Annotated in this window: 22 protein-coding genes; 9 read left to right on the forward strand and 13 right to left on the reverse strand. The window is 52.7% G+C overall.

The annotated features are described in order from the left end of the window. Positions 1 to 48: 48 nt before the first annotated feature. Positions 49 to 3,822, reverse strand: coding sequence for a S8 family serine peptidase (locus OH144_RS18740; RefSeq protein WP_266203803.1), 3,774 nt, complete (start codon positions 3,820 to 3,822; stop codon positions 49 to 51). Between the two features lie 241 nt (positions 3,823 to 4,063). On the opposite strand from OH144_RS18740, the gene OH144_RS18745 reads away from it, so the two are divergent. Next, positions 4,064 to 4,339 (forward strand): hypothetical protein, encoded by a 276-nt coding sequence (locus OH144_RS18745; RefSeq protein ID WP_266203804.1) that lies wholly within the window; start codon positions 4,064 to 4,066, stop codon positions 4,337 to 4,339. 530 nt (positions 4,340 to 4,869) lie between these two features. Here the strand turns inward: OH144_RS18745 and hemB are convergent. Then, positions 4,870 to 5,841 (reverse strand): porphobilinogen synthase, encoded by a 972-nt coding sequence (hemB, locus tag OH144_RS18750; protein WP_266203805.1) that lies wholly within the window; start codon positions 5,839 to 5,841, stop codon positions 4,870 to 4,872. 193 nt (positions 5,842 to 6,034) lie between these two features. Continuing rightward, positions 6,035 to 6,943 (reverse strand): L-serine ammonia-lyase, iron-sulfur-dependent, subunit alpha, encoded by a 909-nt coding sequence (gene sdaAA / locus OH144_RS18755; protein ID WP_266203806.1) that lies wholly within the window; start codon positions 6,941 to 6,943, stop codon positions 6,035 to 6,037. A 189-nt stretch (positions 6,944 to 7,132) separates the two neighbouring features. On the opposite strand from sdaAA, the gene OH144_RS18760 reads away from it, so the two are divergent. The 5 genes from OH144_RS18760 (at position 7,133) to OH144_RS18780 (ending at position 10,707) form a co-directional block, all read left to right on the forward strand. Then, positions 7,133 to 8,281 carry an App1 family protein gene (locus OH144_RS18760; RefSeq protein ID WP_266203807.1) on the forward strand — a complete coding sequence of 383 codons (1,149 nt, stop codon included), beginning with the start codon at positions 7,133 to 7,135 and terminating at the stop codon, positions 8,279 to 8,281. A gap of 27 nt (positions 8,282 to 8,308) precedes the next feature. Beyond that, positions 8,309 to 8,593: an acylphosphatase gene (locus OH144_RS18765; RefSeq protein ID WP_266203808.1), complete on the forward strand. Its 285-nt coding sequence runs from the start codon at positions 8,309 to 8,311 to the stop codon at positions 8,591 to 8,593. A 60-nt stretch (positions 8,594 to 8,653) separates the two neighbouring features. Then, on the forward strand, positions 8,654 to 9,517 hold the full coding sequence (locus tag OH144_RS18770; protein WP_266203809.1) for a YDG/SRA domain-containing protein: 864 nt from the start codon (positions 8,654 to 8,656) through the stop codon (positions 9,515 to 9,517). A 5-nt stretch (positions 9,518 to 9,522) separates the two neighbouring features. After that, complete coding sequence (locus tag OH144_RS18775; protein WP_266203810.1) at positions 9,523 to 10,077, forward strand: Crp/Fnr family transcriptional regulator; 555 nt, start codon at positions 9,523 to 9,525, stop codon at positions 10,075 to 10,077. Between the two features lie 66 nt (positions 10,078 to 10,143). Next, a complete protein-coding gene (locus tag OH144_RS18780) occupies positions 10,144 to 10,707 on the forward strand; it encodes a DinB family protein (RefSeq protein ID WP_266203811.1) in 564 nt (187 codons plus the stop codon). Between the two features lie 6 nt (positions 10,708 to 10,713). Here OH144_RS18780 and OH144_RS18785 read toward each other — a convergent pair whose 3' ends face one another. After that, a complete protein-coding gene (locus OH144_RS18785) occupies positions 10,714 to 12,150 on the reverse strand; it encodes a thioredoxin-like domain-containing protein (protein WP_266203812.1) in 1,437 nt (478 codons plus the stop codon). Positions 12,151 to 12,948: 798 nt separating this feature from the next. On the opposite strand from OH144_RS18785, the gene OH144_RS18790 reads away from it, so the two are divergent. From OH144_RS18790 to OH144_RS18800, 3 genes are read left to right on the forward strand one after another with little or no spacing between them, the layout of a single operon-like run. Beyond that, positions 12,949 to 13,458, forward strand: coding sequence for an NADH-quinone oxidoreductase subunit A (locus OH144_RS18790; protein WP_266203813.1), 510 nt, complete (start codon positions 12,949 to 12,951; stop codon positions 13,456 to 13,458). A 3-nt stretch (positions 13,459 to 13,461) separates the two neighbouring features. Then, positions 13,462 to 14,019, forward strand: coding sequence for an NADH-quinone oxidoreductase subunit NuoB (gene nuoB, locus OH144_RS18795; RefSeq protein ID WP_266203814.1), 558 nt, complete (start codon positions 13,462 to 13,464; stop codon positions 14,017 to 14,019). Positions 14,020 to 14,052: 33 nt separating this feature from the next. After that, positions 14,053 to 14,649: an NADH-quinone oxidoreductase subunit C gene (locus tag OH144_RS18800; protein ID WP_266203815.1), complete on the forward strand. Its 597-nt coding sequence runs from the start codon at positions 14,053 to 14,055 to the stop codon at positions 14,647 to 14,649. A 769-nt stretch (positions 14,650 to 15,418) separates the two neighbouring features. On the opposite strand, the gene OH144_RS18805 is transcribed toward OH144_RS18800, so the two are convergent. The 9 genes from OH144_RS18805 to OH144_RS18845 all read right to left on the reverse strand — a co-directional run bounded on the left by OH144_RS18805 (position 15,419) and on the right by OH144_RS18845 (position 21,138). Beyond that, a complete protein-coding gene (locus tag OH144_RS18805; RefSeq protein ID WP_266203816.1) occupies positions 15,419 to 16,219 on the reverse strand; it encodes an SPFH domain-containing protein in 801 nt (266 codons plus the stop codon). Positions 16,220 to 16,222: 3 nt separating this feature from the next. Further along, complete coding sequence (locus OH144_RS18810; protein WP_266203817.1) at positions 16,223 to 16,411, reverse strand: hypothetical protein; 189 nt, start codon at positions 16,409 to 16,411, stop codon at positions 16,223 to 16,225. Positions 16,412 to 16,445: 34 nt separating this feature from the next. After that, on the reverse strand, positions 16,446 to 16,883 hold the full coding sequence (locus OH144_RS18815; protein WP_266203818.1) for a hypothetical protein: 438 nt from the start codon (positions 16,881 to 16,883) through the stop codon (positions 16,446 to 16,448). Positions 16,884 to 17,213: 330 nt separating this feature from the next. Further along, complete coding sequence (locus OH144_RS18820; protein ID WP_266203819.1) at positions 17,214 to 18,176, reverse strand: NAD(P)-dependent alcohol dehydrogenase; 963 nt, start codon at positions 18,174 to 18,176, stop codon at positions 17,214 to 17,216. 109 nt (positions 18,177 to 18,285) lie between these two features. Then, positions 18,286 to 18,681: a hypothetical protein gene (locus OH144_RS18825; RefSeq protein ID WP_266203820.1), complete on the reverse strand. Its 396-nt coding sequence runs from the start codon at positions 18,679 to 18,681 to the stop codon at positions 18,286 to 18,288. Between the two features lie 143 nt (positions 18,682 to 18,824). Continuing rightward, on the reverse strand, positions 18,825 to 19,250 hold the full coding sequence (locus OH144_RS18830; protein WP_266203821.1) for a hypothetical protein: 426 nt from the start codon (positions 19,248 to 19,250) through the stop codon (positions 18,825 to 18,827). A gap of 224 nt (positions 19,251 to 19,474) precedes the next feature. Further along, positions 19,475 to 19,867, reverse strand: coding sequence for a hypothetical protein (locus tag OH144_RS18835; protein ID WP_266203822.1), 393 nt, complete (start codon positions 19,865 to 19,867; stop codon positions 19,475 to 19,477). Positions 19,868 to 19,992: 125 nt separating this feature from the next. Continuing rightward, complete coding sequence (locus OH144_RS18840; protein ID WP_266203823.1) at positions 19,993 to 20,424, reverse strand: GNAT family N-acetyltransferase; 432 nt, start codon at positions 20,422 to 20,424, stop codon at positions 19,993 to 19,995. A 120-nt stretch (positions 20,425 to 20,544) separates the two neighbouring features. Further along, entirely contained in the window at positions 20,545 to 21,138 is a 594-nt protein-coding gene (locus OH144_RS18845) for a hypothetical protein (RefSeq protein WP_266203824.1), read from the reverse strand. Between the last annotated feature and the right edge of the window lie 152 nt (positions 21,139 to 21,290).

Consider the following 21,290-nt stretch of genomic DNA (forward strand, 5'->3'; position numbering starts at 1 on the left):
AAAGAGAGGCGGCACTTGTTGCTGCCGCCTCTCTTTATATTTAAATAACTACTTCCGGATCATAATCTTACGGGTATACACCTGCTCGCCGTGCAGCAGGCGTACAATATAGAGGCCGTTGGCGTGCTTGCTCAGGTCAAACATACCTTTGTACTGGCCGTTAATTTGCCGCACCGCCGTAGTGTAGAGCTGTTTGCCCAGCAAGTCTACCACCGTCAGCGTCAGGTTCTCAGGGGAGGAGGTCTCTACCGTAAAGCTGAATTTGCCGTCCTGGCTTGGGTTCGGGAACACCATCAGCTCCGGTCCCACGTTACGCTCCGCGCTTTGCACCTCATACCTGTAGGCAAGCGACATCTCCGACACGCAACCGTCTGTAAAAGCAATCACGCTGTACTGGCCGTTCAGCGTCGGGGTGAGGCGCTGGCCGGTAGCGCCCTCCAGCGGCGCGCCATCCAGGTACCACTGGTTGCCCACCGGCAGGCTCGAGACAAGTTCTTTGCCCTCACGCGTTACCTTAGGCTGATCGAGCGGAGTACCTTCCTTTAGCGCTACGGCCACACGCGGGCTCGGGCAGCCGAGGGCGCGCACCTTCAGGTCGTAGAAGTAATAGTAGTAGCTCGCCCACTCCGAGGTGGCGGTGTTGCCGCTGATGGTAAACACATTCTCTACCCCAAACGGGTAACCTTTTACGCCCTTGTTGTTGCGGTAGATGGTAGCGCTATCTTCATAAGAAATGGCGATGTTATACATGCCGGCGCGCGGCAGCTCCAGCCCCAGGTAGTAGAGCTGCCCCTGATCGTTGGGGTCGTCGGGCTGTACCAGTTCTTTTGTTGCTGGTGTGGAGCGGGTGGCGGTAACCCTGAGGACGCGCGAAGAGACCGGAGCGCCGTTCATATCATACACTGTAAACGTGATCTTGCCGCTGTGGCCAATGTATAACCGCGCCTGCTCCAGCACCACCGGGGCCTCTGTCGTTACCTGCACATCAGGCGAAAACTGGTTATAGCCACCTCCCGGAAATTGGTTTTTATCTTTAGGTCCAACAGTGGCCGAGAACTCATCGAAGGCGGCGAAGAGGGTATTGCCTGCCGCCGAAGCCTGCACCCGCGCCTGGTTGCCTGCCGCCACCGGCGTGGTGCTGGTAGGGGAGGTGTACCAGAAAGGCGTACCGCCGCCCTCGGCCGACAACGTATAAACCGGGCTGTCGCCGCACCGGAAAGCCGAGGCAGCTACAGGTGTGGCCGCCTCGCCGGCAACCGTAAACGTATACCCGCGCTGGTTGTTGCCCTCCACGGCATCCGAGGCCAGCCCCGATTGCGCCACCAACTCATAGGTAGCACCTGCCTCCGTGGCAAAGGATCTGTCTACAAGCAGCTCCGCCTGTGCAAAGGGGGGCAGCTCCTTGTCAAAAGTGCCGGTCAGCGTTGTCAGCTCCTGTCCGTTCTTCAGCACTTTTATACTTACCGGGATGTTCTGCTGCGCTGCGGTGCCATAGTTCCGGATGGTGATCATCGCGGCCTGCTCCGGCGAGGCACACAGCGCACTGCCCCCAACAGGATGCACAGCGGCTATACTTACATCGCGCTGTGGTCTCACGAACTGGATGAGGTAATCCTGGGTTTCGCCGCGGCCATAGCTGCTGCAGGCATTTACAGCGGAGGCATCGGTGGATTCCTGCACCACCACACGCATCCGTACCTTGTTGCCCGCTACCAGGGTACCCGGTGCCTGTATAGTGGCCGCAAAAGTGCCATTGCCATTGATCATCTCAGATGTAGCGGCCACCTCGCCGGGGTCCGCAAAACTGCCGTTGCCGTTCCAGTCGATGTATACCTTGGCTATACTGACGGCGGGCGTGCCGCAGCTGCCCAGTTCCAGCTTCAGCTGCTTTGCCTGGCTTGGCTCCATGGTAAACACTGTGGAGGTGAGGTCGCGGTACGTGGTGCAGTCATCCTTCTGATTTATACTTTGAGTCCCGAAGGTAAGCTTGCTGATGCGGGCCCCCTGGTTAGAGGTTGGGGCGCTGGCGCAGGCCGCCGTGCCTCCCACACCACTTACCAGCAGCGCGTATGCCTGCGGGCCTTCCTTTAAAGTGCCTTTATGTTTGATGGTGATGGTATACTTCTTGCCCGGAACGGCATCTGAAATCAGGATCTGCTCCACGTTATCCACCACGTTATCGCCTGGTGTGGCGGCTGCCTCCGGGGCAGCCGGGTCCAGGGTCCAGGGCAGGTAGTCTTTCCCGTTGCCGGATACACGGACATCGAGGTCGTTTACCAGCCTGGGCGTGCGGTTATTGAGCGCCTTGGTGCCTGCCGCCGTTACGGTGCCCTTGGGGTCGGTCCAGGAGATGGTGATCTTGAGCGGGCCGTTGCCCGAGGCGGTTACCTCCAGCGTCTGCGTCTCGCTCTGCTTCAGCGCCCGCTCCTCCAGCAGGTGCGTACCGTTGGTGTTGCTGATCACCTTGGCGGCCAACTCAGCATTCACCAAACCCCAACCATAGCGGTAGTCAGGGCCTGCCGTGGCGCCGGCCTCATCGGCGGTATGGATGGCCAGGCCTTTCAGGGTAGCGGCGCGCATGAATTTGCCGGGGTTCACGTTGGCGTAATGCTCCTGTAGCAGCAGCAGCGTGCCGGATACGTTGGGTGAGGCCATCGAAGTACCGCTTTGCGCCTGATAGCTCCTGTCGTTGGAGGAGTAGGTGGAGAGCACGTCTATGCCATTGGCAACCACATCCGGCTTGATACGGCCATCATCGGTAGGCCCCCAGGAGCTAAAAGCGGCCATCTTTACATCCAGGGGCTGGTTGTACCCATCGGTAACAGCACGTATGGCCCCCACCGTCAGTATGTTTTTGGCCGTGCCGGAGGTGGAGATCACGTCGTAGGCATCGTTGCTGCTTATACCTGCCGGGCGCGACTTCACGAGCTCAAAGGTGCCGTTGCTGTTGCGCTGAAAGTATGGCTCACCCACCTTCGGGCCGTTTTCCTGGCGGTTGTTGCCCGCTGATTTTACGATCAGGTAGTAAGGCGCGTTAAAAGCGATCTCGTCCCAGGTGGCGGCTTCGCTGTTGTAGTATCCGAAGGTGAAATCCTCCTCTTTGCTCACGCTGGTGTTGCCCCACCACTCCCAGTAAGGGTCCTCGTCGGTGCCTTTGCGCTCGGAGTTGTAGCGCCAGCCGGCCAGGCTGCCGTAAGAGTGGTTGGAGAGCAGCAGGTCTTTCGCCGCCTCGGCCATCTCCGCGTTATCCCCGTTAAAATCATAGGCTAGCAACGATTTATAGCCGTAGGCCATCCCCTTCGCCAGCGGGTTGATGCCACTGGCTATCATGGTGCCGGCTACGTGCGAGGCGTGCTCGCTTTCCTTGGTGGGATTGTCTTTCTGGATAACACGGCCAGTCAGTTCCTGATGCGAGGCGCGCACACGGCCACCGTCCCAGATGGCCAACTTATTGGTTAAGTTGCTGCTACTGCCGCTCAGGCTAAGGCCCAGTGAGCCGCCGGCCCAGAGCTGGTCTACCCTTGTAGTGGAGGCGGAGCTGGTGTTGTTATAGGTGATGTAGTAGACGGGCATGCCGGTCTCATCCAGCCCCTGCAGCGAGATGACGGTCCCGTCTTTATACTGCTTCTCGATAACCCAGCCATACTTCTCAGCTAGTGCCAGCGCCTTTCCCCGGCTGGCCTGGTAATTCTTCTCTGCGGCAGAGGCAATGCGCTGCAGCTCCTGCGTGTTGGTACGGTCAGGGGTAAGGCCACGCTGGGCAAAGGCCGTAGTGCCTGTAAACAGGCCCAGCGTAACAAGCCAAAGGCTCAGTCCTCTCATATAAATATAGCAGGGTAAAGATGTTCCATTCTAAAGTTAGTATAAATCAGGATAAAGACAAAGTGGTTCTTGTGTTAGGGGAAGACAAGAATTTATTGAAGTTCTGTTTTTATAATACGTAGTGGGGCTAGTTTATACTTTCGTAGCCGCTGCTTTATTTAACTAATATTAAGTAGGCTATACTTCCAGACTTGGGCTATGCTTTTATACTTGTCTGCATCGGGATTTACGAGATGAAGGGATGAGCAGGATTTTATACTTCAGCTATACTTCATACTTCCGCTGGCGCGGGCTTGCAGCCCGTGTCTTATTATTCGTTGGGTTTGCAACCCGACTGGCTTGGAAAGACATTCTTGTACTTTGGCAATATTTCATACTTCCCGCTGTTTCGGACATCCGTGTCCGGAACCCCTCTGCTGCGAATCTCCGGTTCCACGTGAGCCACACGATTATACTTGCTGGTTTATACTTTCCTCGCCTCCGCTACGCGCAACCTGATACAAGCTATACTTGCTAGCTGCTGCTTCCTGTAACTGGAAGCAAGCTATACTTGCTAGCCGCTGTTCATCCTAGGCTTTACAACCAACTTGTTCCATAGTATACTTTCTGCTCTCCAGCCCGAGAGGGCTCGTCCTGGGGCATCGCGCTGTGTACATTTCCTTTGCTTGACCTGCGGTCTCCGCAATTTCGCTAAAGCGAAACCGTAAATCTACAAGGCGCTCTACCCAAGGACTGGGATCAGATTCGATAGCCGCGGCTTTGCAAATTGAACCAAGTCCCCCTTTGAGGGGGGCAGGGGGATGTTAATCGTATACTGAACAATTCCCTTCCTTGGAGGGGCTAGGGGTAGGTTCATACTTCTGTAGGGACAGGTCGCGACCTTTCCGCGCGATAGCGCCTGCTATGAAACTTATACTTTGGTAGAAGCCATTACAGACCCCCTCCCCTGTTCTTAGGAGAGGGCCGGGGTGAGGGGAATCTCACTCAAACAAAAAAGCGCACCAGCCATGGCCGGTGCGCTTCCTTAAAGTATAAAATTTATACGTGCTATCGCTTCTGATACTGCGCGAACTCTTTGGCGAAGTAGGACAGGATGATGTCGGCACCGGCGCGCTTTATACTTAGCAGGCTCTCCAGCATCGCTTTCTCCCCGTCGATCCAGCCTTTTTGGGCGGCGGCCTTTACCATGGCGTACTCTCCGCTCACGTTATAGGCGGCAATGGGCAGGTGCGAGTTCTCACGCAGCGATTTGATGATATCCAGGTAGGCCAGGGCTGGCTTCACCATCAGGTAGTCTGCGCCTTCGGCAATATCGAGCTCGGCCTCCAGTAGGGCTTCGCGGGTGTTGGCCGGGTTCATCTGGTAGGTTTTCTTGTCGCCCATTTTAGGCGCAGAGCTTAGGGCATCTCGGAACGGGCCGTAGAAGGCGCTGGCATACTTGGCAGTATAGCTCATAATGCCTACTTTCTGGTAACCGTTCTCGTCCAGCACATGGCGGAGGTGCGCCACGCGGCCATCCATCATATCCGAAGGAGCTACCACATCGGCACCGGCCTGCGCTTGGGCCAGGGCCATTTTACCCAGCACCTCCAATGTCTCGTCGTTCAGGATTTCCCCGTTCTCCACAATGCCGTCGTGTCCGTCGGAGCTGTAAGGGTCCATGGCTACGTCTGAAAAGATCGCCACATCCGGGAAGTTCTTCTTTATCTCACGGATGGCGTTGGCGTAGAGGCCGTCGGGGTTATGGCTCTCGGAGGCATACTTATCTTTAAGCTGATCCGGTATACTTGGGAAAGGCGCAAAGGCTTTCACGCCCAGCTCCACGCAGGAAGCGATCTCGTCCTGCAGCGTGTCTATGGAAAAGCGGTTAATCCCCGGCATGGAGCCGACTTCAACCCGCTGGTTCTGCCCCTCGATAACGAAGAGCGGAAGTATAAAATCGTTTACATGGAGTGTTGTTTCCTGCACCAGGTTACGAATAGCTTCGGTCTGGCGGTTTCGTCTTGGTCTTCTGAGCATATCTATGAATTTTTACAGAAAAGCGTTCTTTCTTTTGTCTCTGCAAAGGTACGGCTTAAATGGCAGAAAAGCCGAGTGTCTGTAGGGCTAGCACAGATGTATGGCGGACAGGGATGAAAAAAAGAGACGCAGCAACCTGCGTCTCTCCTTAACCGCGCTGCGAGAGCATCATGTTATGAAATTGCCCCTCTGGCTACTCCTGCTCGTCCTCGTCCGGCAGGATCTCCACATCCTGCACCAGCACGAAGTTTTCGATCTCGCGGGCTCTTGGGGTGTTGGCCAGACCACCCTCGGCAGTCTCTTTATACTTGCGCTCCATACTTTCGCCTACCTCGCCGAGAGCCGCCACACATTGGTCTACCGGTATCACCGGGTCTACGCCGGCAATGGCGAGCTGTGCCGACGAGAACGCAATGGCTGCTGCGCTGGCGTTTCGCACAATGCACGGCACCTCCACCAGTCCGGCTACCGGGTCGCACACCAGGCCCAGCATGCACTGGATGGTAATGGCCACGGCATTGAATATCTGCGGCACATCACCGCCGAGGCAATAGACAATACCACCTGCGGCCATGGCGGCAGCGCTGCCTGTTTCGGCCTGGCAGCCGCCCACGGCTCCGGCCAGCGATGCGTTTTGCTCAATAATCAGGGCGATACCGGCTGCCACCAGCAGGGCCTCATGAATCTTTCTGTCCTCCAGGCCATGCAGTTCTTGCAGCGTGGTGAGCGTGCCCGGAAGTATGCCCGAGGCTCCGGCCGTTGGTGCGGCCACGACGCGGCCCATGCAGGAGTTCACCTCCTTGGCGCCCAGCGCCCGCGACACCAGCATCTGAAACTCCGGCGAGAGCACCGTTACCGGCGATCTGGCTACCTTTTTGGCCCCGTTGTTCACCATGCCCGAGCGCGACTTCATGTCTTCGTTGAGGCCGGTCTGTACGGCATCCTTCATCACCTCGTATGCTTTGGCGATGTTCTCCCAGATAAACTCCTCGGTGCGGCCTTTCTGCTCAATCTCGTACTCGAGCACAGGCTGGTATAACGGTTCGCCGGTTTCAGCGCAGTGCTTTTGCCAGCTCTTAAAATCAGTGAATAGTAATGACATCGTTTTAATTCCTTCTAAGTATAGTATGTGCGCCGTATCAGGTAACTTCCAATAGGTGCGGCGCTGTATACAAGTATACGTGTTTCAAAGATAACAAACCTGGCTGCGGTAATCGTTCTTTCGCGTACTTCTATTCTAACGCCAAACTCCGGCAAGTATGGCTCGTTCAAAAGAATAAAAACCATTTTTATGCCTGCACTAACCCCTGATCTAAAAGACAAGCTGCTAACTGCCCTGGAGCAGGTGGAGCACCGCCTCTCGATGGCGAAGTTTAAGGTAAAAGACTCCCTGAACCTGTTGGAGCCCATCAACATTATGCCTTACTACGGCTTTGGCAACAAGCACTACGTGTACGTAAAAGGGCGGGTGCTGGAAGACGAAAAGGTAAAGCAACCCAAAGCAGGCGACAGCGTGCTGACCCATCTGAAGGACACTTATAAGCGTTTTGAGTCGGATGAGATACCGGGCGTGCGGGTGAAAGCCAGCTTTGCCGGGCAGGAGGTGGAGGTAGTGACGGATGAAGAAGGGTATTTTGACGTGGAGTTCCGGCCCGATACTGCCATTGACTACAGCACCACCGGCAACAAGATAAAGCTGCAACTGCTGGACCCCAAGACCGAAAAAGACCGGCTGGAGGCAGAGGCGTACGTGTTTGCGCCAGGCACCGAGGTAGAGTTCGGCATCATCTCCGATATAGACGACACAGTGCTGGTATCCAACATCAAGGACTTTGTGGGGCGGCTCAGGCTGACGCTAATGAAAAATGCCACCGAGCGCAGCCCGTTTCCGGGAGTGGCCGGCTTCTTCCGGGCCTTGTGCAAGGGCAGCGACGGCAAAGGGCGGAACCCGCTCTTTTACGTATCGGGCAGCGAGTGGAACCTGTACGACCTGCTGATCAGCTTTTTCCACTCGCACGACATCCCCGAAGGACCGCTGCTGCTGCGCGACAAAGGCACCCGCCTGGACAGGGGCGACTTTGAGACCAGCGAGGAAGAGTATAAGCTCGAGAAAATACGCCACATCCTCGACACCTTTCCATACCTCAGGTTCATTTGCCTCGGCGACAGCGGGGAGCACGACCCGGAGATATACCAGAAGGTGGTGCAGGAGTACCCGGGGCGCGTTCTGGGTATTTATATCCGGGATGTGACGCCGGACGGGCGCGACAAAGAAGTAAGAAGTATAGCCGAACAGGTAAAGGCGCAGGGCGTGGAAATGGAGTTGGTGGAGGAGACACTCACTGCAGCCAAACACGCCGTGAAAATGGGCTGGATAAACGAGGAGCAGCTGGAGGACGTAAGGCAGGCATGTGAGGCGGATGAAGGGCAGGAGAACTGATTAAACCGCACAGACGATACTTGTACTATGGAGAAAGATAAAAAACGCGTAGCCATGCGCGTGCATGGCAAGGTGCAGGGGGTATTCTTCAGGGCCAGCACCCAGGAGAAGGCGCAGGAACTCGGCCTTTCGGGCTTTGTGCAGAACGAGCCCGACGGCACGGTATACTTAGAGGCCGAAGGAGACGCCGAAGCCCTGAAGCAACTGGAGCAGTGGGCACATGATGGTCCCCGCCGCGCCAAGGTGGAGAAAGTGGAGGTGGAGGAGAAGCAGGAACTGCAGGGGTTTGAAAAGTTTGAGCAGCGGCGGTAGGGGGGAGTGTTGTCATATAAATAACTACATTTACTAGCGCAACAACCAAGTATAACCCCGATGGCAGAACGTATTTTTGGGCATATACCTAATGTTTATGAAGGTGATGTATTCGAAAGCAGATTGATACTTTCACATAATAAAGTTCATAGGCCCACCCAGGCAGGTATAAGTGGTTCTCAAAAAGAAGGTGCAGATTCTATCGTACTGTCTGGTGGTTATGAAGATGATCAAGATTTAGGAGATGTGATCATTTATACTGGTCATGGCGGCAGAGATCATAACTCAAAGAAGCAAATAACAGATCAAACTCTATCAGATAAAAATTTAGCCTTAGCGCTTAACTGCCAAAATGGTTTGCCTGTTAGAGTGATTAGAGGTGCAAACCATAAATCTAAATTCTCTCCTGAATATGGCTATAGATATGATGGTCTTTATAAAGTGGTTAAATACTGGAAGAAGAAAGGGAAGTCTGGCTTCAATGTATGGTTGTTCCGCCTCGAAAAGGTAGATACGGACAATCGATTTGGTTTTGAGGTAAAAGAAGAAACTCCAGGATATTCAAAGACAAGCAGAACAGCTGTTACACAACAGAGAATCAACCGCGACTATAGCCTGACGATAAAAGTGAAGGAGATCTATAACTCTCACTGTCAGGTTTGTAATGTTAAACTCTACACAAGCGCTGGCTTTTATGCTGAAGCTGCACATATAAAGCCACTTGGTAAGCCACATAATGGGCCAGATACCTTAGATAATTTGCTCTGCTTATGCCCAAACCATCATGTAATGTTTGATTTTGGAGGATTCACCATTAACGATGATTTTAGTCTGACTGGTTTAGAAGGTGAATTAAATATAAATACCGAACACAAGATCAATAAGGAGTTTATCAGGTACCATCGAGAGCATTTTGCCATTTAACCCCCATGCCCCTTTCCCTCCTCCAGCAAATCCCATACCTGGCACCGGAAGACATAGCCGCCCTGGAAATGCTATGGCAGAAGCGGGTGCACCTGAGCCGGTATGATTTCCTGACACGGCAGGGCCAGGTGGAGCAGAACTTATACTTTGTAGCCAGTGGGGCACTACGCCTCTATTACCCCCTCCCCGACGAGGAGATCTGCGTAGGCTTTGCTTACCCCAATACACTGGTAGTTTCTTTCCCCTCCTTCGTAGCCGGCAAACCATCCGATTATTACATACAGGCCCTCCGGAAAAGCGAGCTGCTCGGCATCAGTAAAAATGATTTTATGCAGCTGGTAGAGGAGCGCCCCCACATCAAGCGCTTCTGGTACGAGCAGTTGGAAAAGGCGCTGTTGGGCAAGATAGAGCGGGAAGTGGATTTGCTGCTGCCTGAGCCGGAGCAACGCCTGCAGCGCGTACTGCAGCGCAGTCCGCACCTGTTCCAGCACATCCCCAAAAAGTATATTGCCTCCTACCTGCGCATGTCACCGGAGACGCTGAGCAGGCTGAAGATATAAAACTTGATTCCTGTCAAGGATTGGTGCGTATAACCTGCTGTACCTTTGGGCTGTACACTTAAAACTATGATCGCCATGACCACACTGGAACAACTTTCCCAAATTACCAGAGGCTTATACAAAACCGTAGCGGAGGAATTCGCTTCGCTGAGCCTGGTGGACCTTAACTACAAACCTGCCCCCGATAGCTGGAGCATGCTGGAGTGCCTGGAGCACCTGAACCGCTATAGCCGCTATTATAACCCGGCCCTGGCTAAAGCCATTGCCCAGAACTCCGCCGGAAGCTACGTGCAAAGTATAACTTACAGTTGGCTGGGCAAGAAGTCGCTGGAGATGGTGCGGCCGCAGAACATGAAGAAGCACAAGACCGTGAAGCACATGAACCCCAACAACAGCCAGCTGACCCGCGCCACCATAGAAGAGTTTTTGCAGCAACAGCAGGAGTTACTGCAACTGATTCACGATGCGGGCAAGGTAAACCTGAACAGGAAGGCGGTGCCGGTGGAGTTCTTCAAGCTGCTGAAACTGCGGACAGGGGAGACGCTGGAGTTTGTAGTGGCCCACCAGGAGCGGCATGTGCAGCAGGCGCTTCGGGTAAAGCAGCAACTTACCAGCCAGGCGGCTGCTTAAGCAAGTCTATACTTCAATCGTATCGAAGCTTACCTGCACCTCCTGCTTCTGGCCGGTATGTATATCAATAGTAAACAACTGATGGCTGTTGGTGCTGGTTACCCAGAGCTGCCCATTCAGGAAGATGATGTCGTTGGGCTCGTGGAGGCCATCAGTCAAGGTACGCACCCGGCGGCGCTGCACGTCCAGTACCTTTACCTTGCCATTATAGGTGTCGGCAATGTACACATCGCTGTCAATTACCTCCAGGCCTACGCAGTGCTGCAGCAGCGCATCGTCGGTGTAGCCGTCCACATCCCCGAAATCAAACAGGCCGCGCCCGAGCGGCGTCAGCACCATGCCTGTTTCGGTGTTTACGGTGCGGATGGCGCTGGCCTCGGCATCGGCTATGTAGAGCACCGGGCCTTTATGAGCCAGGCCGCTGGGCTGGTTAAAGGCAGCCTGAAGTAAAGGCCCATCCGTGAGCGCCTCGCGGCCGCTGCCGGCGTAACGGTATACTTTTTCGGAGGCTAAGTCCATGCGCAGGATCTGGTGGTTACCGGCATTGGCGATGTAGAGGTGTTCGCCCAATACAAGCAGGTCCCAGGGGCTGTTGGGGTTCACGGGCTCGTCCAGCTTGTCGTCCAGGAAGTAGTAGGCCAGTTCCCCGGTGCCGGCTGCAGTGCTTACCTGCTTTGCCTCCAGGTCAACCTTTCGGATGGCATTGTTCTTAGCGTCGGCCACGTAAAGTATGTTCCGGAACAGCGCCAGGCCGTGCGGCTCGTAAAAGGTAGCCTCGGCATAGTTACCATTATCGAAGCCCTGAGCGCCGCTGCCGATGGTCTCCAGCACCTGCCCCTGCTGGTTTAGCTTTAAGATGCGGTTATGGCCGCTGTCGGAGAGGTAGATGTTGCCTTCAGCGTCGTTGATGAGCTTAGACGGGAAGTATAGATCAGCCTCCTGCCGCGGCGCATGCTCCACGTGGAAACGTATCGGCTCGCGGTTCAGTTGGTCTTTGTGCTCCTCTAGCAGTTGCTCAAGGTATGGCTTTACGGTAGCATACACATTTTCCCCGGCATGTTGCCCGATCACCTTGCCGTTTGGGTCTATCAATACGGTAGTAGGCCAGGCGCGCACGCCGTACTGGTTCCAGATCCTATAGTCGGCATCGTTCACCACCGGGTGCTCAACCCCGAATTTGCGGATGGCCTGCAGGATGGTCTCGTTCTGCTTTTCAGCATCGAACTTGGCAGAATGGATGCCGACCACCACCAGCACATCGGCATACTCCTCCTCCAGCCGCTTCAGGTCAGGCACAATGTGCTGGCAGTTAATGCAGCCAAAGGTCCAGAAGTCGAGCAGTACGATCTTGCCTGCAAAGTCCTTAATAGACCAACTCCTGTCGGTGTTGAGCCAGCCGTAATCAGTGTTTATCTCTGGTGCGTTTACGCGTCCGGTAAGCATAGTATAAAGTATGTTTTCGTGGTTGAAGGGTGCTATAGTTGTTACAGGTTTGGGAGGTGTTTTGTTTACCCCTCTCCAGCTCTTCTCTAAAAGCAGGGGAGGGAGTTTCCCGTTATGGAATCCAACCACCCCTACCCCTCCTTGAAGGAGGGGAGTCTGTAATTGCTCCTACCAAAGTATAAGTTTTATAGCTGCCGGGAGGGGAGCTATACTTGCCACACACCCTGTCATCTCGAGCAGGGCGAGAGATCTATCCGGAGTTCTATAGAGATCTCTCCCAAAGGTCGAGATGATAAATAGCAGTGGCTATCGAACCTGTTCCCAGTCCTTGGGTGGAGCGCCTTGTGAGATCCGGTGCCCGCAGGGCAGCGCCTTGGCGCAGGAGGGAACACAGCGCGATGCCAAAGGACGAGCCCTCGCGGGCTTGAGCGAGCCAAAGTGGACTATGGAACAAGTTGGTTGTAGAGCCTAGGATCAGCGGCAGCTAGAAAGGATAGCTTGTATCCAGTTGCAGAAAACAGCGGCTATGGGAATGTAGCCCAAGTATGAAGGATGGCTCTGCGAGCCAGTCGGGTTGAAAACCCAACGAAAAAAGGACACGGGCTGCAAGCCCGCGCCAGCGATAGGTATGAAGTATAAACCAGCAAGTGTAGCCAAAGTATAAAGTATGGCTTCTCAAGCCAATCGAGTTACAAACCCGACCTCATCGTAGGACACAAGTCTGAAGACTTACCCCAGAAAGGTAGGTGGGGTATTCCCACAATTTTATCGTAATTTTGCCTAAACAGCTGCAGCACAATGGCAGAAAACTATACATCAGATTTCGGAACCATCCTGCTCTTTCTGGTGGGCGGGGCTATTTTTGTGGTCATCGGCCTGCTTACCGCCAGGATAATCCGCCCGAGCAGGCCTAACCCGGAGAAGCTGACCACTTATGAGTCCGGGGAGGAGCCGATTGGCAATGCCTGGGTGCAGTTTAACCCGCGCTTTTACGTGGTGGCACTCATCTTTATCATCTTTGATGTGGAGCTGGCCTTCCTGTTCCCGTGGGCCACAGTATTCGGGCGCAGGGATTTAATAGAGGCCACAGACGGTGTCTGGGGATGGTTTTCGCTCGTAGAAATGTTCATCTTTATAGGCGTGCTGGTGCTGGGACTAGCCTACGCCTGGGCTAAGGGACATTTAGACTGGATAAAGCCCAAGCCTATACTTCCGCAAAGCCGCTCTAAAATACCGACGGATGTATACCAGCGTGTGAACGAGCGGAAGTATGAACTAAGAAAGCCACAGCAGCAGGAGGGAGAATAACAGATGAATTTACCACAGGATAAGACGGGAGAAGGCGGCGTAGTGATCACCAAGCTCGACGATCTGCTCAACTGGGCACGACTGACCTCGCTGTTCCCGATGGGCTTTGGTCTGGCGTGCTGCGCCATTGAGATGATGGGTGCTTATGCCTCAGGCTACGACCTGGACCGCTTCGGCATTATCCCGCGTGCCTCTCCACGTCAGTCGGACGTGATGATTGTGGCCGGTACGGTTACCTTTAAGATGGCCGACCGCGTGCGCCGCCTCTACGAGCAGATGCCCGAACCGCGTTATGTAATATCCATGGGAAGCTGCTCTAACTGCGGCGGCCCGTACTGGGAGCACGGCTACCATGTGGTAAAGGGCGTGGACAGAATCATTCCGGTGGATGTGTACGTGCCGGGCTGCCCGCCAAGGCCGGAGGCGCTGATCGGCGGTTTCCTGAAGCTACAGGAAATCATCCGCCAGGAAACCATACGCGCCCCAAGAGCCGTGCAGCAGATTATGGCGAAGCGTGCGCAGCAAGGCCAGCCGGTGGCTGATGCTGATAAATTATCCTAATTCACTCAATCGCTCATTCACTCATTCAAAATTATGACTTTTGGGGAGCTACAGCAGTTTATAGAGGGGAAGTTTGGCGCAGAGGTTATACTTGATGCCAGCGCTAATGCCCTGCAGCCATACCTTATCCTTCAGCCGGAGCGACTGCCGGAGGTGTGCCTGGAGCTTCACGATAACGAGCAAACATACTTTGATTACCTCTCCTGCCTGACAGGGATGGACAATGGACCGGAAGCCGGTACCATGGAGGTGATCTATACGTTATACTCCATCCCCTACGACCATCACCTGACGCTGAAGGTACGGGTGCCGCGTAATAACACTTCAGAGGAGGTAATTCCGCAGGTGCCTACTGTCAGCCACATCTGGCGCACCGCCGACTGGCATGAGCGCGAGGTGTTCGATATGTTCGGCATCTACTTTAAAGACCACCCTGACATGCGCCGTATCCTCTGCGCCGCCGACTGGGAGGGCCACCCGCTCCGCAAAGACTACAAGCTGCAGGAGTACTATCACGGCATCAAGGTCCCGTTCGACCAGCACAACGAGCTCAACGGTTTTAAAGGTGAGCCGCAGTGGATGGTGGGGCAGCCCACGCCTTTTTCGGATAAGCGGGAGAAGCCGGAGTAGTGTCGGTGTCGTTCTGGTTATACCTTCCCATTCTTTCTGGCGCAAGTCTTCAGGCTTGTGTCTTACTATGGTATCGAGTCTCTGACTCGACTGGCTTGAAAGCCAAATATTATACTTAAGCTATACTTTTATACTTGCTGGTTTATACCTCATATCTATCGCTGGCGCGGGCTTGCAGCCCGTGTCCTTTTTTCGTTGGGTTTTCAACCCGACTGGCTCGCAGAGCCATCCTTCATACTTGGGCTACATTCCCATAGCCGCTGTTTTCTGCAACTGGATACAAGCTATCCTTTCTAGCTGCCGCTGATCCTAGGCTCTACAACCAACTTGTTCCATAGTCCACTTTGGCTCGCTCAAGCCCGCGAGGGCTCGTCCTTTGGCATCGCGCTGTGTTCCCTCCTGCGCCAAGGCGCTGCCCTGCGGGCACCGGATCTCACAAGGCGCTCCACCCAAGGACTGGGAACAGGTTCGATAGCCACTGCTATTTATCATCTCGACCTTTGGGAGAGATCTCTATAGAACTCCGGATAGATCTCTCGCCCTGCTCGAGATGACAGGGTGTGTGGCAAGTATAGCTCCCCTCCCGGCAGCTATAAAACTTATACTTTGGTAGGAGCAATTACAGACTCCCCTCCTTCAAGGAGGGGTAGGGGTGGTTGGACCCGATACTAGCTCCCTCCCCTGTTCTTAGGGGAGGGTTGGGGAGGGGTTGGAAACAAAAAAAGCCGCCGGTTATACTTCCGGCGGCCTCTGATTTTATACGTTATACTTACTGCACATTCTTAAAAAAGGTGGGCGAGTTGCCGTAGAGCGGAGTTTTGCCGTCCCACTTCTCGATGAACTGCTGCTGGATGAGCAACGGTGTGAGGGTGCGCTGGCGCAGCTCGTTGGCGCGGGCTTCGGCCTCGGCTTCTACTATCTTCTTGCGGGCCTGGGCCTCGGCTACCTTCAGTTCATTCTCTACCTGCATGGCTTGCTGCACGGCCTTGTTTTTCAGGTTCACAGCCTGCACAATTACCTCGGGGTACTGCAGACCACTTGTCATCTGCTCCAGTTCGAAGCCTTCCTTACGCAGGGCATTGTCAAGCGCTATCTGTACCTTGTCTTCAAAGCTCTGGCGGTTCGAGATGATGCTGTCGGTGCTATACTGGTTGAACTGGATGCGGAAAGCATCGCGGGTGTAGTTAAAAAGCGTTGTCTTGGTGATCAGCTCAATGTCTTTGCGGTACTTGGCAAAGATCCTGGGGCTCTCGCCGGGCGTCACCCGGAAGGAAATAGTCGGGTCTACGGTAAAAACGGAGCCGTCCTTCGCGTTCACGGTAAAGGCCGGGTAATCCACCGTCTGCACAAAGGTTGGGAACTGGAAAACCTCCTCGGTGAAGGGGTTGTACCACACGCGGCCGGTTACCAGGTTCACGTCCTGCACACCTTTGTCGGTGCCGTAGAGTTTTACGAGTATCCCCTCATGGCCTGCATCAATGCGGGTGCAGGATTTCATGGCACTGATGGAGAGCACAAGTATTAGTATGAAGCTAAGGCTCCAGGTCATGAGCTGACGGGCGTTGTTCATTTGCTAAGCTTTAAGTTTGTTGATAGAAAGACGGATGACGAAGAAATTGGCGATGACGAGCACCAGCAACAGTCCCAAGCCGATGGCTACTTTCAAGTCGGAAGGCTGGCGCACCAGCGAGGCAACTTCTGTGAATGTAAGTATATCGACCAGGAGCAACAGGCCGAGAAGTATAAAGTAGGGAAGTTTCATGAGCGGGTGGTATTCAAAATGTTAGTCTGGCTGATCAATTCTTATGGAGTAAAAAAACAAGATACTCAGATCCAGTAGCGTAAGCTACAGGGACATAATACTTCACCTGTTCTTCAGTTTCCTCAACTACTGTATACCTGATGCCATCAATCATTAACTCTTTCGTTTCCCGGTTATAGGAATAAGACAGGGATTTAGTTGCTGGCTCATTGTTGCTGCACTTATTTGTTCCCTGATTGATAGTTAGCGTACCCTTGGAATCAAAACGGTAAGTATCATCCTGCTGGCAGGTGAATACAGCAGAATATCTTATACTCCCATACGGACCGGAAGCTGGATTTTTATCCTGCATTCCTGGTTTCCAGGTGGTCGAACGCAGAATGTCTGCCGTTACATCATCTTTTTTGCAGGAGCTAAAGAAGAGCATGGCAACCAGGGCAAAGCCCCACAGGCATGCTATAGTTTGTTTCATTTAGATAGGGGTTTATGGGTGCTCAAGCTGTAACCAATATTTAAATTCCTGTTCTGCTCTTGTATCGTCTATGGTTTAAAAGCATAAAATATCAGCCACCCTTAGATTACAACCAGGAATTAAGCCTGCATTTACGAATATACTATATATTATCCTGTCTATATAATTTCTATTTGGCAAAATATGCCATTTGGCACAACTTTAGCGCGAGCTACTGTAAACAGCACTGCATCATTCCTTCCTCCCAAGCGTTGTTCCATAGGTAACTAAGCTTTGGGCGGGCGCATCCTTGAAGCGTAATCCGTTGCAAGTGCCTTAAGTTGCTGCTCCTCACGTTAGCGTTAGTACCACATTACCCGTTTTTTGCCCTGTCTCCACATACCTGTAAGCTTCCACGATTTGCTCTAAAGTATAGCTTCGGTCCAGCACCGGCTTAAATTGCTTTTGCTCTACCAACTGCTTCAGGAACTCTACATCTGCTTTGCTGATGGAGGGAATCGGAAACAGCACCTTTTTACCCCGCCTTAGCGGCGTTAGCAGGGTCAGGTAGATATTTTCCCAGTTCTTGCCGAGTTCTGTGGAGATGTAAACGCCCTTTTCCGTCAGCACCGGTTTGCAATGCCCGAACGATGTTTTCCCGACGGCATCGAACACAACACTATACTTGCGGCCTGCCTGGGCATAATCTTCCTGCGTGTAATCAATAACCACATCGGCTCCCAGGGATCTGACGAGGGATACATGCCGGGTATGGCATATGGCCGTTACGTGCGCCCCAAAGTGTTTGAGCAGCTGCACCGCCGCCGAGCCAATAGCGCCCGTTGCCCCATACACCAGCACCGCTTGCCCGCTTTTCACTTTTGCTGCCCGGATGTGGCCCAGGGCATAGTGCGCTCCTTCTGTGATCGGGGCAGCTTCTTCGTAGGACAGGCCCTCGGGCATGGTCGTGAAGGCGTCGTTTTCGGCCAATGTCATGTACTGGCCGTGTCCGCCGCACTTCTTGTCGTTATAGCCGAACACTTTTTCCCCAACTTTTACGGCTTTCACCGCCTTGCCCACCGCCTCTACCTGGCCGGCGAATTCACAGCCAAGTGTTTTGTAGTTAGGCCGGAGCAGGCCGCTCCAGAACCTGGAGATGAAATATTCGGCGCTTCGGAAACCGCTGTCGGTGCGGTTAACGGTAGAGGCGTAGACTCGGATCAGCACCTCGTTTTCCTTAGGTTCAGGCTTGGGAACCTCCTTTATACTTACCACTTCTGGTGGCCCGTACCGGGTATGTACTGCTGCTTTCATGATGTGTGAAGTATAGGGGGGTGATTTTATACTTGTCGGCAAAGCACTCGACTCCGTGGTCAAGCGAGCTTGGAAGAAAAGGTAAGCTGATCACTTGCTGGCGCGAACTCTAGTAGTGAAATAAGATCTGTGCAGACGGAATCTTCCAAAAGGGCATGTACTCAGTCCAGCCGAAAAAGAAGGAGAAAAAGATGTGAATGAAAGGCGCTGACAGAAAGCTCAGAATCAGGTACAGGATCGTTTTATTCTTTCTCAGTTTCAGGACAAACGGCGGCAACAAGACCGTCATCAACATGGGGATGGGGTAGTAGATCCACCAGGGCAAACCCCAGGAAGCGCCGTATTTGCCAAACAGCATGCCCACAATAACCACCCAAACGGAGAGCAGCACAACTGTATACTTTTTCTGCAAAAACTCCTGCCCCGGCAAAACCGCCCTGATCACGAGGAAGAAGACCAGTAAGGAGGCAAAGATCATCACCGGGAAGTGCCATTCTGTATGCATGCGCTGAGCAGGTTAGTTTATCGTAAAGTATTTGTAAGGTACAGCCAAAACCGCAAAGAATGATGGCACTCCTGCCGGAAAGGACCTGCAGGAGCAATGGTGCTATGGTGTAAATTCAGAAATCGATCTAGCTTGCAAGAGCACTATACATAGCGGGTATCGCGCTTGCCGCTCCTGAGAAGGAAGTACCCTACCGCCATGTACAGGATAACAGCCACCCCGATAGGCGCTTCCTGCTGCGCATACCAGACGCTACTGTTCTGAAGCAAAGGGTTGGTGACCATGCCGATCAGTATAAAAGAGCCAAAAACCAAGGCAGGTGAAAGTATGATCGCGATGGCCCGCACCGGCATGCTGCGATTTCTGCTGAGGTAATACCCTATGCCTGTTGAGCCGATCAACAGCAATACAATGCCGACCGTCATGAAAAGTGCTGCGGCACCGGTGGTTATAACCCGACCATCTGTAGAGACAATGACGGCTAGTTTTATAGCCCAGGCTAGCGTGCCTCCTATCAAGAATAACCCTGCTACCTGCGCCCATCTTGAGAAAAATAATTTCATCTGCATGAGGAATTGGCTTTGTTACGTTAAGAGCTGGTCATAAAAAAATGGACAAGCCTTCGTATAGCAGAGGCATCAGAAAGCCAACGGGGTATGGGAGCCTCTTCGGGGTAGAAGTACAGGCTTTATGGTATTACTAGCTTTTATGCAGAAAGTTAAATTCTGCAAAAGGTAAATTGTTCAGGCACAATAGCATGGGCAGTTTGTGTGTTTGCGCTGCCCACACCGGTTTAATTATACTTGCTGCTTTTCAGGGCCGGGGTGGTAAAGAAAACATACGCAAAAAGGATGGCGAAAACCGAATAAACCAGAGCTACTACCCACAGGTAGGTCGGGCCTGCGTCTTTAAACGCCAGTTTAGCCAGAGCAAGTGCGCCGATGACAAAATGGGCCAGGTTGCCAAGGGCAACAGGTCTGCTGTAAATTCCCCCTATCAGGTTTGCTTTGGCTGTCCAGTTAATCATGGCAAAGCCAAGGTATAGCGCCCCCAGAACCTGCAAAATGATGGCAGCAGCTTCGGGCATCCCTAAGCTGCCGGAGACTTCCTGCGGCAGAAAAGATAAGGCCACCCCCGTCATGCCCATGATAAGAGCGCTGATGGTCATTAGTAGTTTTGTATTCATGTCCGGCTGTGTTAGGTGAGATCTGATGCCCTTAGCCCTTGCTAAGAAAAAGTGTAAGCGTAAGAAAAGTATGGGCTACACTCCCGCAATAGCGGGGAAGCGGGAATGCTGTAAGAAGTATATTATCAACACAATATACTGAAAACCTTTTGTTCTTTTACTTCCTCAAAACCAATTGCTTTGTAAAAAGTATGGCTGTCGGTTCTTTGGGTATTGCAACGCACCCGTACCTTGCCGACTCCCTTTTGCCTGGCCCAGCCCCGCACCTGCTCCACCAGCTTTCGGCCAGCTCCCGTTCTCCGGCAGTTCTCATCTACCACCAAGCCGCCAATCTCCACAAAAGCACCCGACTCTAAATGCAACGTATAAAACCCGTGTACCCAGCCGATCAGCTTGTCATCCAGCACCGCCCCGTAAGTGCAGTGGTCTTTATTCGCTAAGATTTCCTGCAGCCATACTTTCGTTTCTGCCATGGATGCCTTGTAGCCGAGTTGGGAGGAGAGGTTGGCTACGGCTTCGACGTCGCTGAGGGTGAGTGTGCGGAGGTGCAGGTTCATAGCTTAACGTGACGCTTATTTTTTGCTGGCCCTTGCTGGCCTTTTGCTGGCGCGAGCTTGCAGCTCGTGCCTTTGCTAATGTTAGGAAGTACGAGCTACAAGCTCGCACTAGCGGGGGTATTATTCTTTAGATTGAGCTATATCCACTTTTTCTTTAAAGAACGCGATCAGCTCGTTATCAACAATGCTACCAACAAATCCTATTCCTTCAGCATAAAAATTGCTATATTTCATGAATTTATCTTTTGTCTCTCCTGTAGTCTGCTTAGCTTCAATTTCTATAAGATTGCTCCAGTTCTTAATAGGCGTTTCCAGCGTAGCATCTATACTTTTAACCTCATAAACCCAGTTAGTTGGTTCCTGCCATTTTTGACCTGGCTTAGGATCTTTGGGGAGGTCTACAGTTTCAATAAAAGTTTTGGGATCAATATATACTACTCCCTCTTTATTCTCTCTGAAGTAGGCTGTATCTACATTCGCTTCATTGTAAACCCTTACTCTGGCTGAGTATAACTGGTTGTTAAAAGTAAATTGCTTTATGAGATAGTATTCAGCAAAGGTATAACCTTGTGGAGTAAGAAAGATTTTTTTAAACTTAGAACTCTGCTCGTATTTAGGATATGTATCAGTATTCCCTAAACCTGTTGGTATATAAGTACAGCTAATAAAGGTACAACTGAAAAATAGCATAGCTAAAGCAACTACATATTTCATTCTCATTAAATTTAAGTTGATTAACCAATATACATCATATAGTTAATATTATTTAAAAAAGTATTATACAGTTAGTCATGTTATCAATCCAGAATGGCTCACTAAGAATCCCCTGCACAAATCCCCCTTTTTTCCGACCTTTGCTATTCATT

The organism is Pontibacter kalidii, assembly GCF_026278245.1.
GTDB lineage: Bacteria > Bacteroidota > Bacteroidia > Cytophagales > Hymenobacteraceae > Pontibacter > Pontibacter kalidii.

Bases quoted from the DNA above. Each gene is read 5' to 3' on its own strand.
- OH144_RS18740 (WP_266203803.1), bottom strand. From the start codon at position 3,822: ATGAGAGGACTGAGCCTTTGGCTTGTTACGCTGGGCCTGTTTACAGGC.
- OH144_RS18745 (WP_266203804.1), top strand. From the start codon at position 4,064: ATGAGCAGGATTTTATACTTCAGCTATACTTCATACTTCCGCTGGCGC.
- hemB (WP_266203805.1), bottom strand. From the start codon at position 5,841: ATGCTCAGAAGACCAAGACGAAACCGCCAGACCGAAGCTATTCGTAAC.
- sdaAA (WP_266203806.1), bottom strand. From the start codon at position 6,943: ATGTCATTACTATTCACTGATTTTAAGAGCTGGCAAAAGCACTGCGCT.
- OH144_RS18760 (WP_266203807.1), top strand. From the start codon at position 7,133: ATGCCTGCACTAACCCCTGATCTAAAAGACAAGCTGCTAACTGCCCTG.
- OH144_RS18765 (WP_266203808.1), top strand. From the start codon at position 8,309: ATGGAGAAAGATAAAAAACGCGTAGCCATGCGCGTGCATGGCAAGGTG.
- OH144_RS18770 (WP_266203809.1), top strand. From the start codon at position 8,654: ATGGCAGAACGTATTTTTGGGCATATACCTAATGTTTATGAAGGTGAT.
- OH144_RS18775 (WP_266203810.1), top strand. From the start codon at position 9,523: ATGCCCCTTTCCCTCCTCCAGCAAATCCCATACCTGGCACCGGAAGAC.
- OH144_RS18780 (WP_266203811.1), top strand. From the start codon at position 10,144: ATGATCGCCATGACCACACTGGAACAACTTTCCCAAATTACCAGAGGC.
- OH144_RS18785 (WP_266203812.1), bottom strand. From the start codon at position 12,150: ATGCTTACCGGACGCGTAAACGCACCAGAGATAAACACTGATTACGGC.
- OH144_RS18790 (WP_266203813.1), top strand. From the start codon at position 12,949: ATGGCAGAAAACTATACATCAGATTTCGGAACCATCCTGCTCTTTCTG.
- nuoB (WP_266203814.1), top strand. From the start codon at position 13,462: ATGAATTTACCACAGGATAAGACGGGAGAAGGCGGCGTAGTGATCACC.
- OH144_RS18800 (WP_266203815.1), top strand. From the start codon at position 14,053: ATGACTTTTGGGGAGCTACAGCAGTTTATAGAGGGGAAGTTTGGCGCA.
- OH144_RS18805 (WP_266203816.1), bottom strand. From the start codon at position 16,219: ATGAACAACGCCCGTCAGCTCATGACCTGGAGCCTTAGCTTCATACTA.
- OH144_RS18810 (WP_266203817.1), bottom strand. From the start codon at position 16,411: ATGAAACTTCCCTACTTTATACTTCTCGGCCTGTTGCTCCTGGTCGAT.
- OH144_RS18815 (WP_266203818.1), bottom strand. From the start codon at position 16,883: ATGAAACAAACTATAGCATGCCTGTGGGGCTTTGCCCTGGTTGCCATG.
- OH144_RS18820 (WP_266203819.1), bottom strand. From the start codon at position 18,176: ATGAAAGCAGCAGTACATACCCGGTACGGGCCACCAGAAGTGGTAAGT.
- OH144_RS18825 (WP_266203820.1), bottom strand. From the start codon at position 18,681: ATGCATACAGAATGGCACTTCCCGGTGATGATCTTTGCCTCCTTACTG.
- OH144_RS18830 (WP_266203821.1), bottom strand. From the start codon at position 19,250: ATGCAGATGAAATTATTTTTCTCAAGATGGGCGCAGGTAGCAGGGTTA.
- OH144_RS18835 (WP_266203822.1), bottom strand. From the start codon at position 19,867: ATGAATACAAAACTACTAATGACCATCAGCGCTCTTATCATGGGCATG.
- OH144_RS18840 (WP_266203823.1), bottom strand. From the start codon at position 20,424: ATGAACCTGCACCTCCGCACACTCACCCTCAGCGACGTCGAAGCCGTA.
- OH144_RS18845 (WP_266203824.1), bottom strand. From the start codon at position 21,138: ATGAAATATGTAGTTGCTTTAGCTATGCTATTTTTCAGTTGTACCTTT.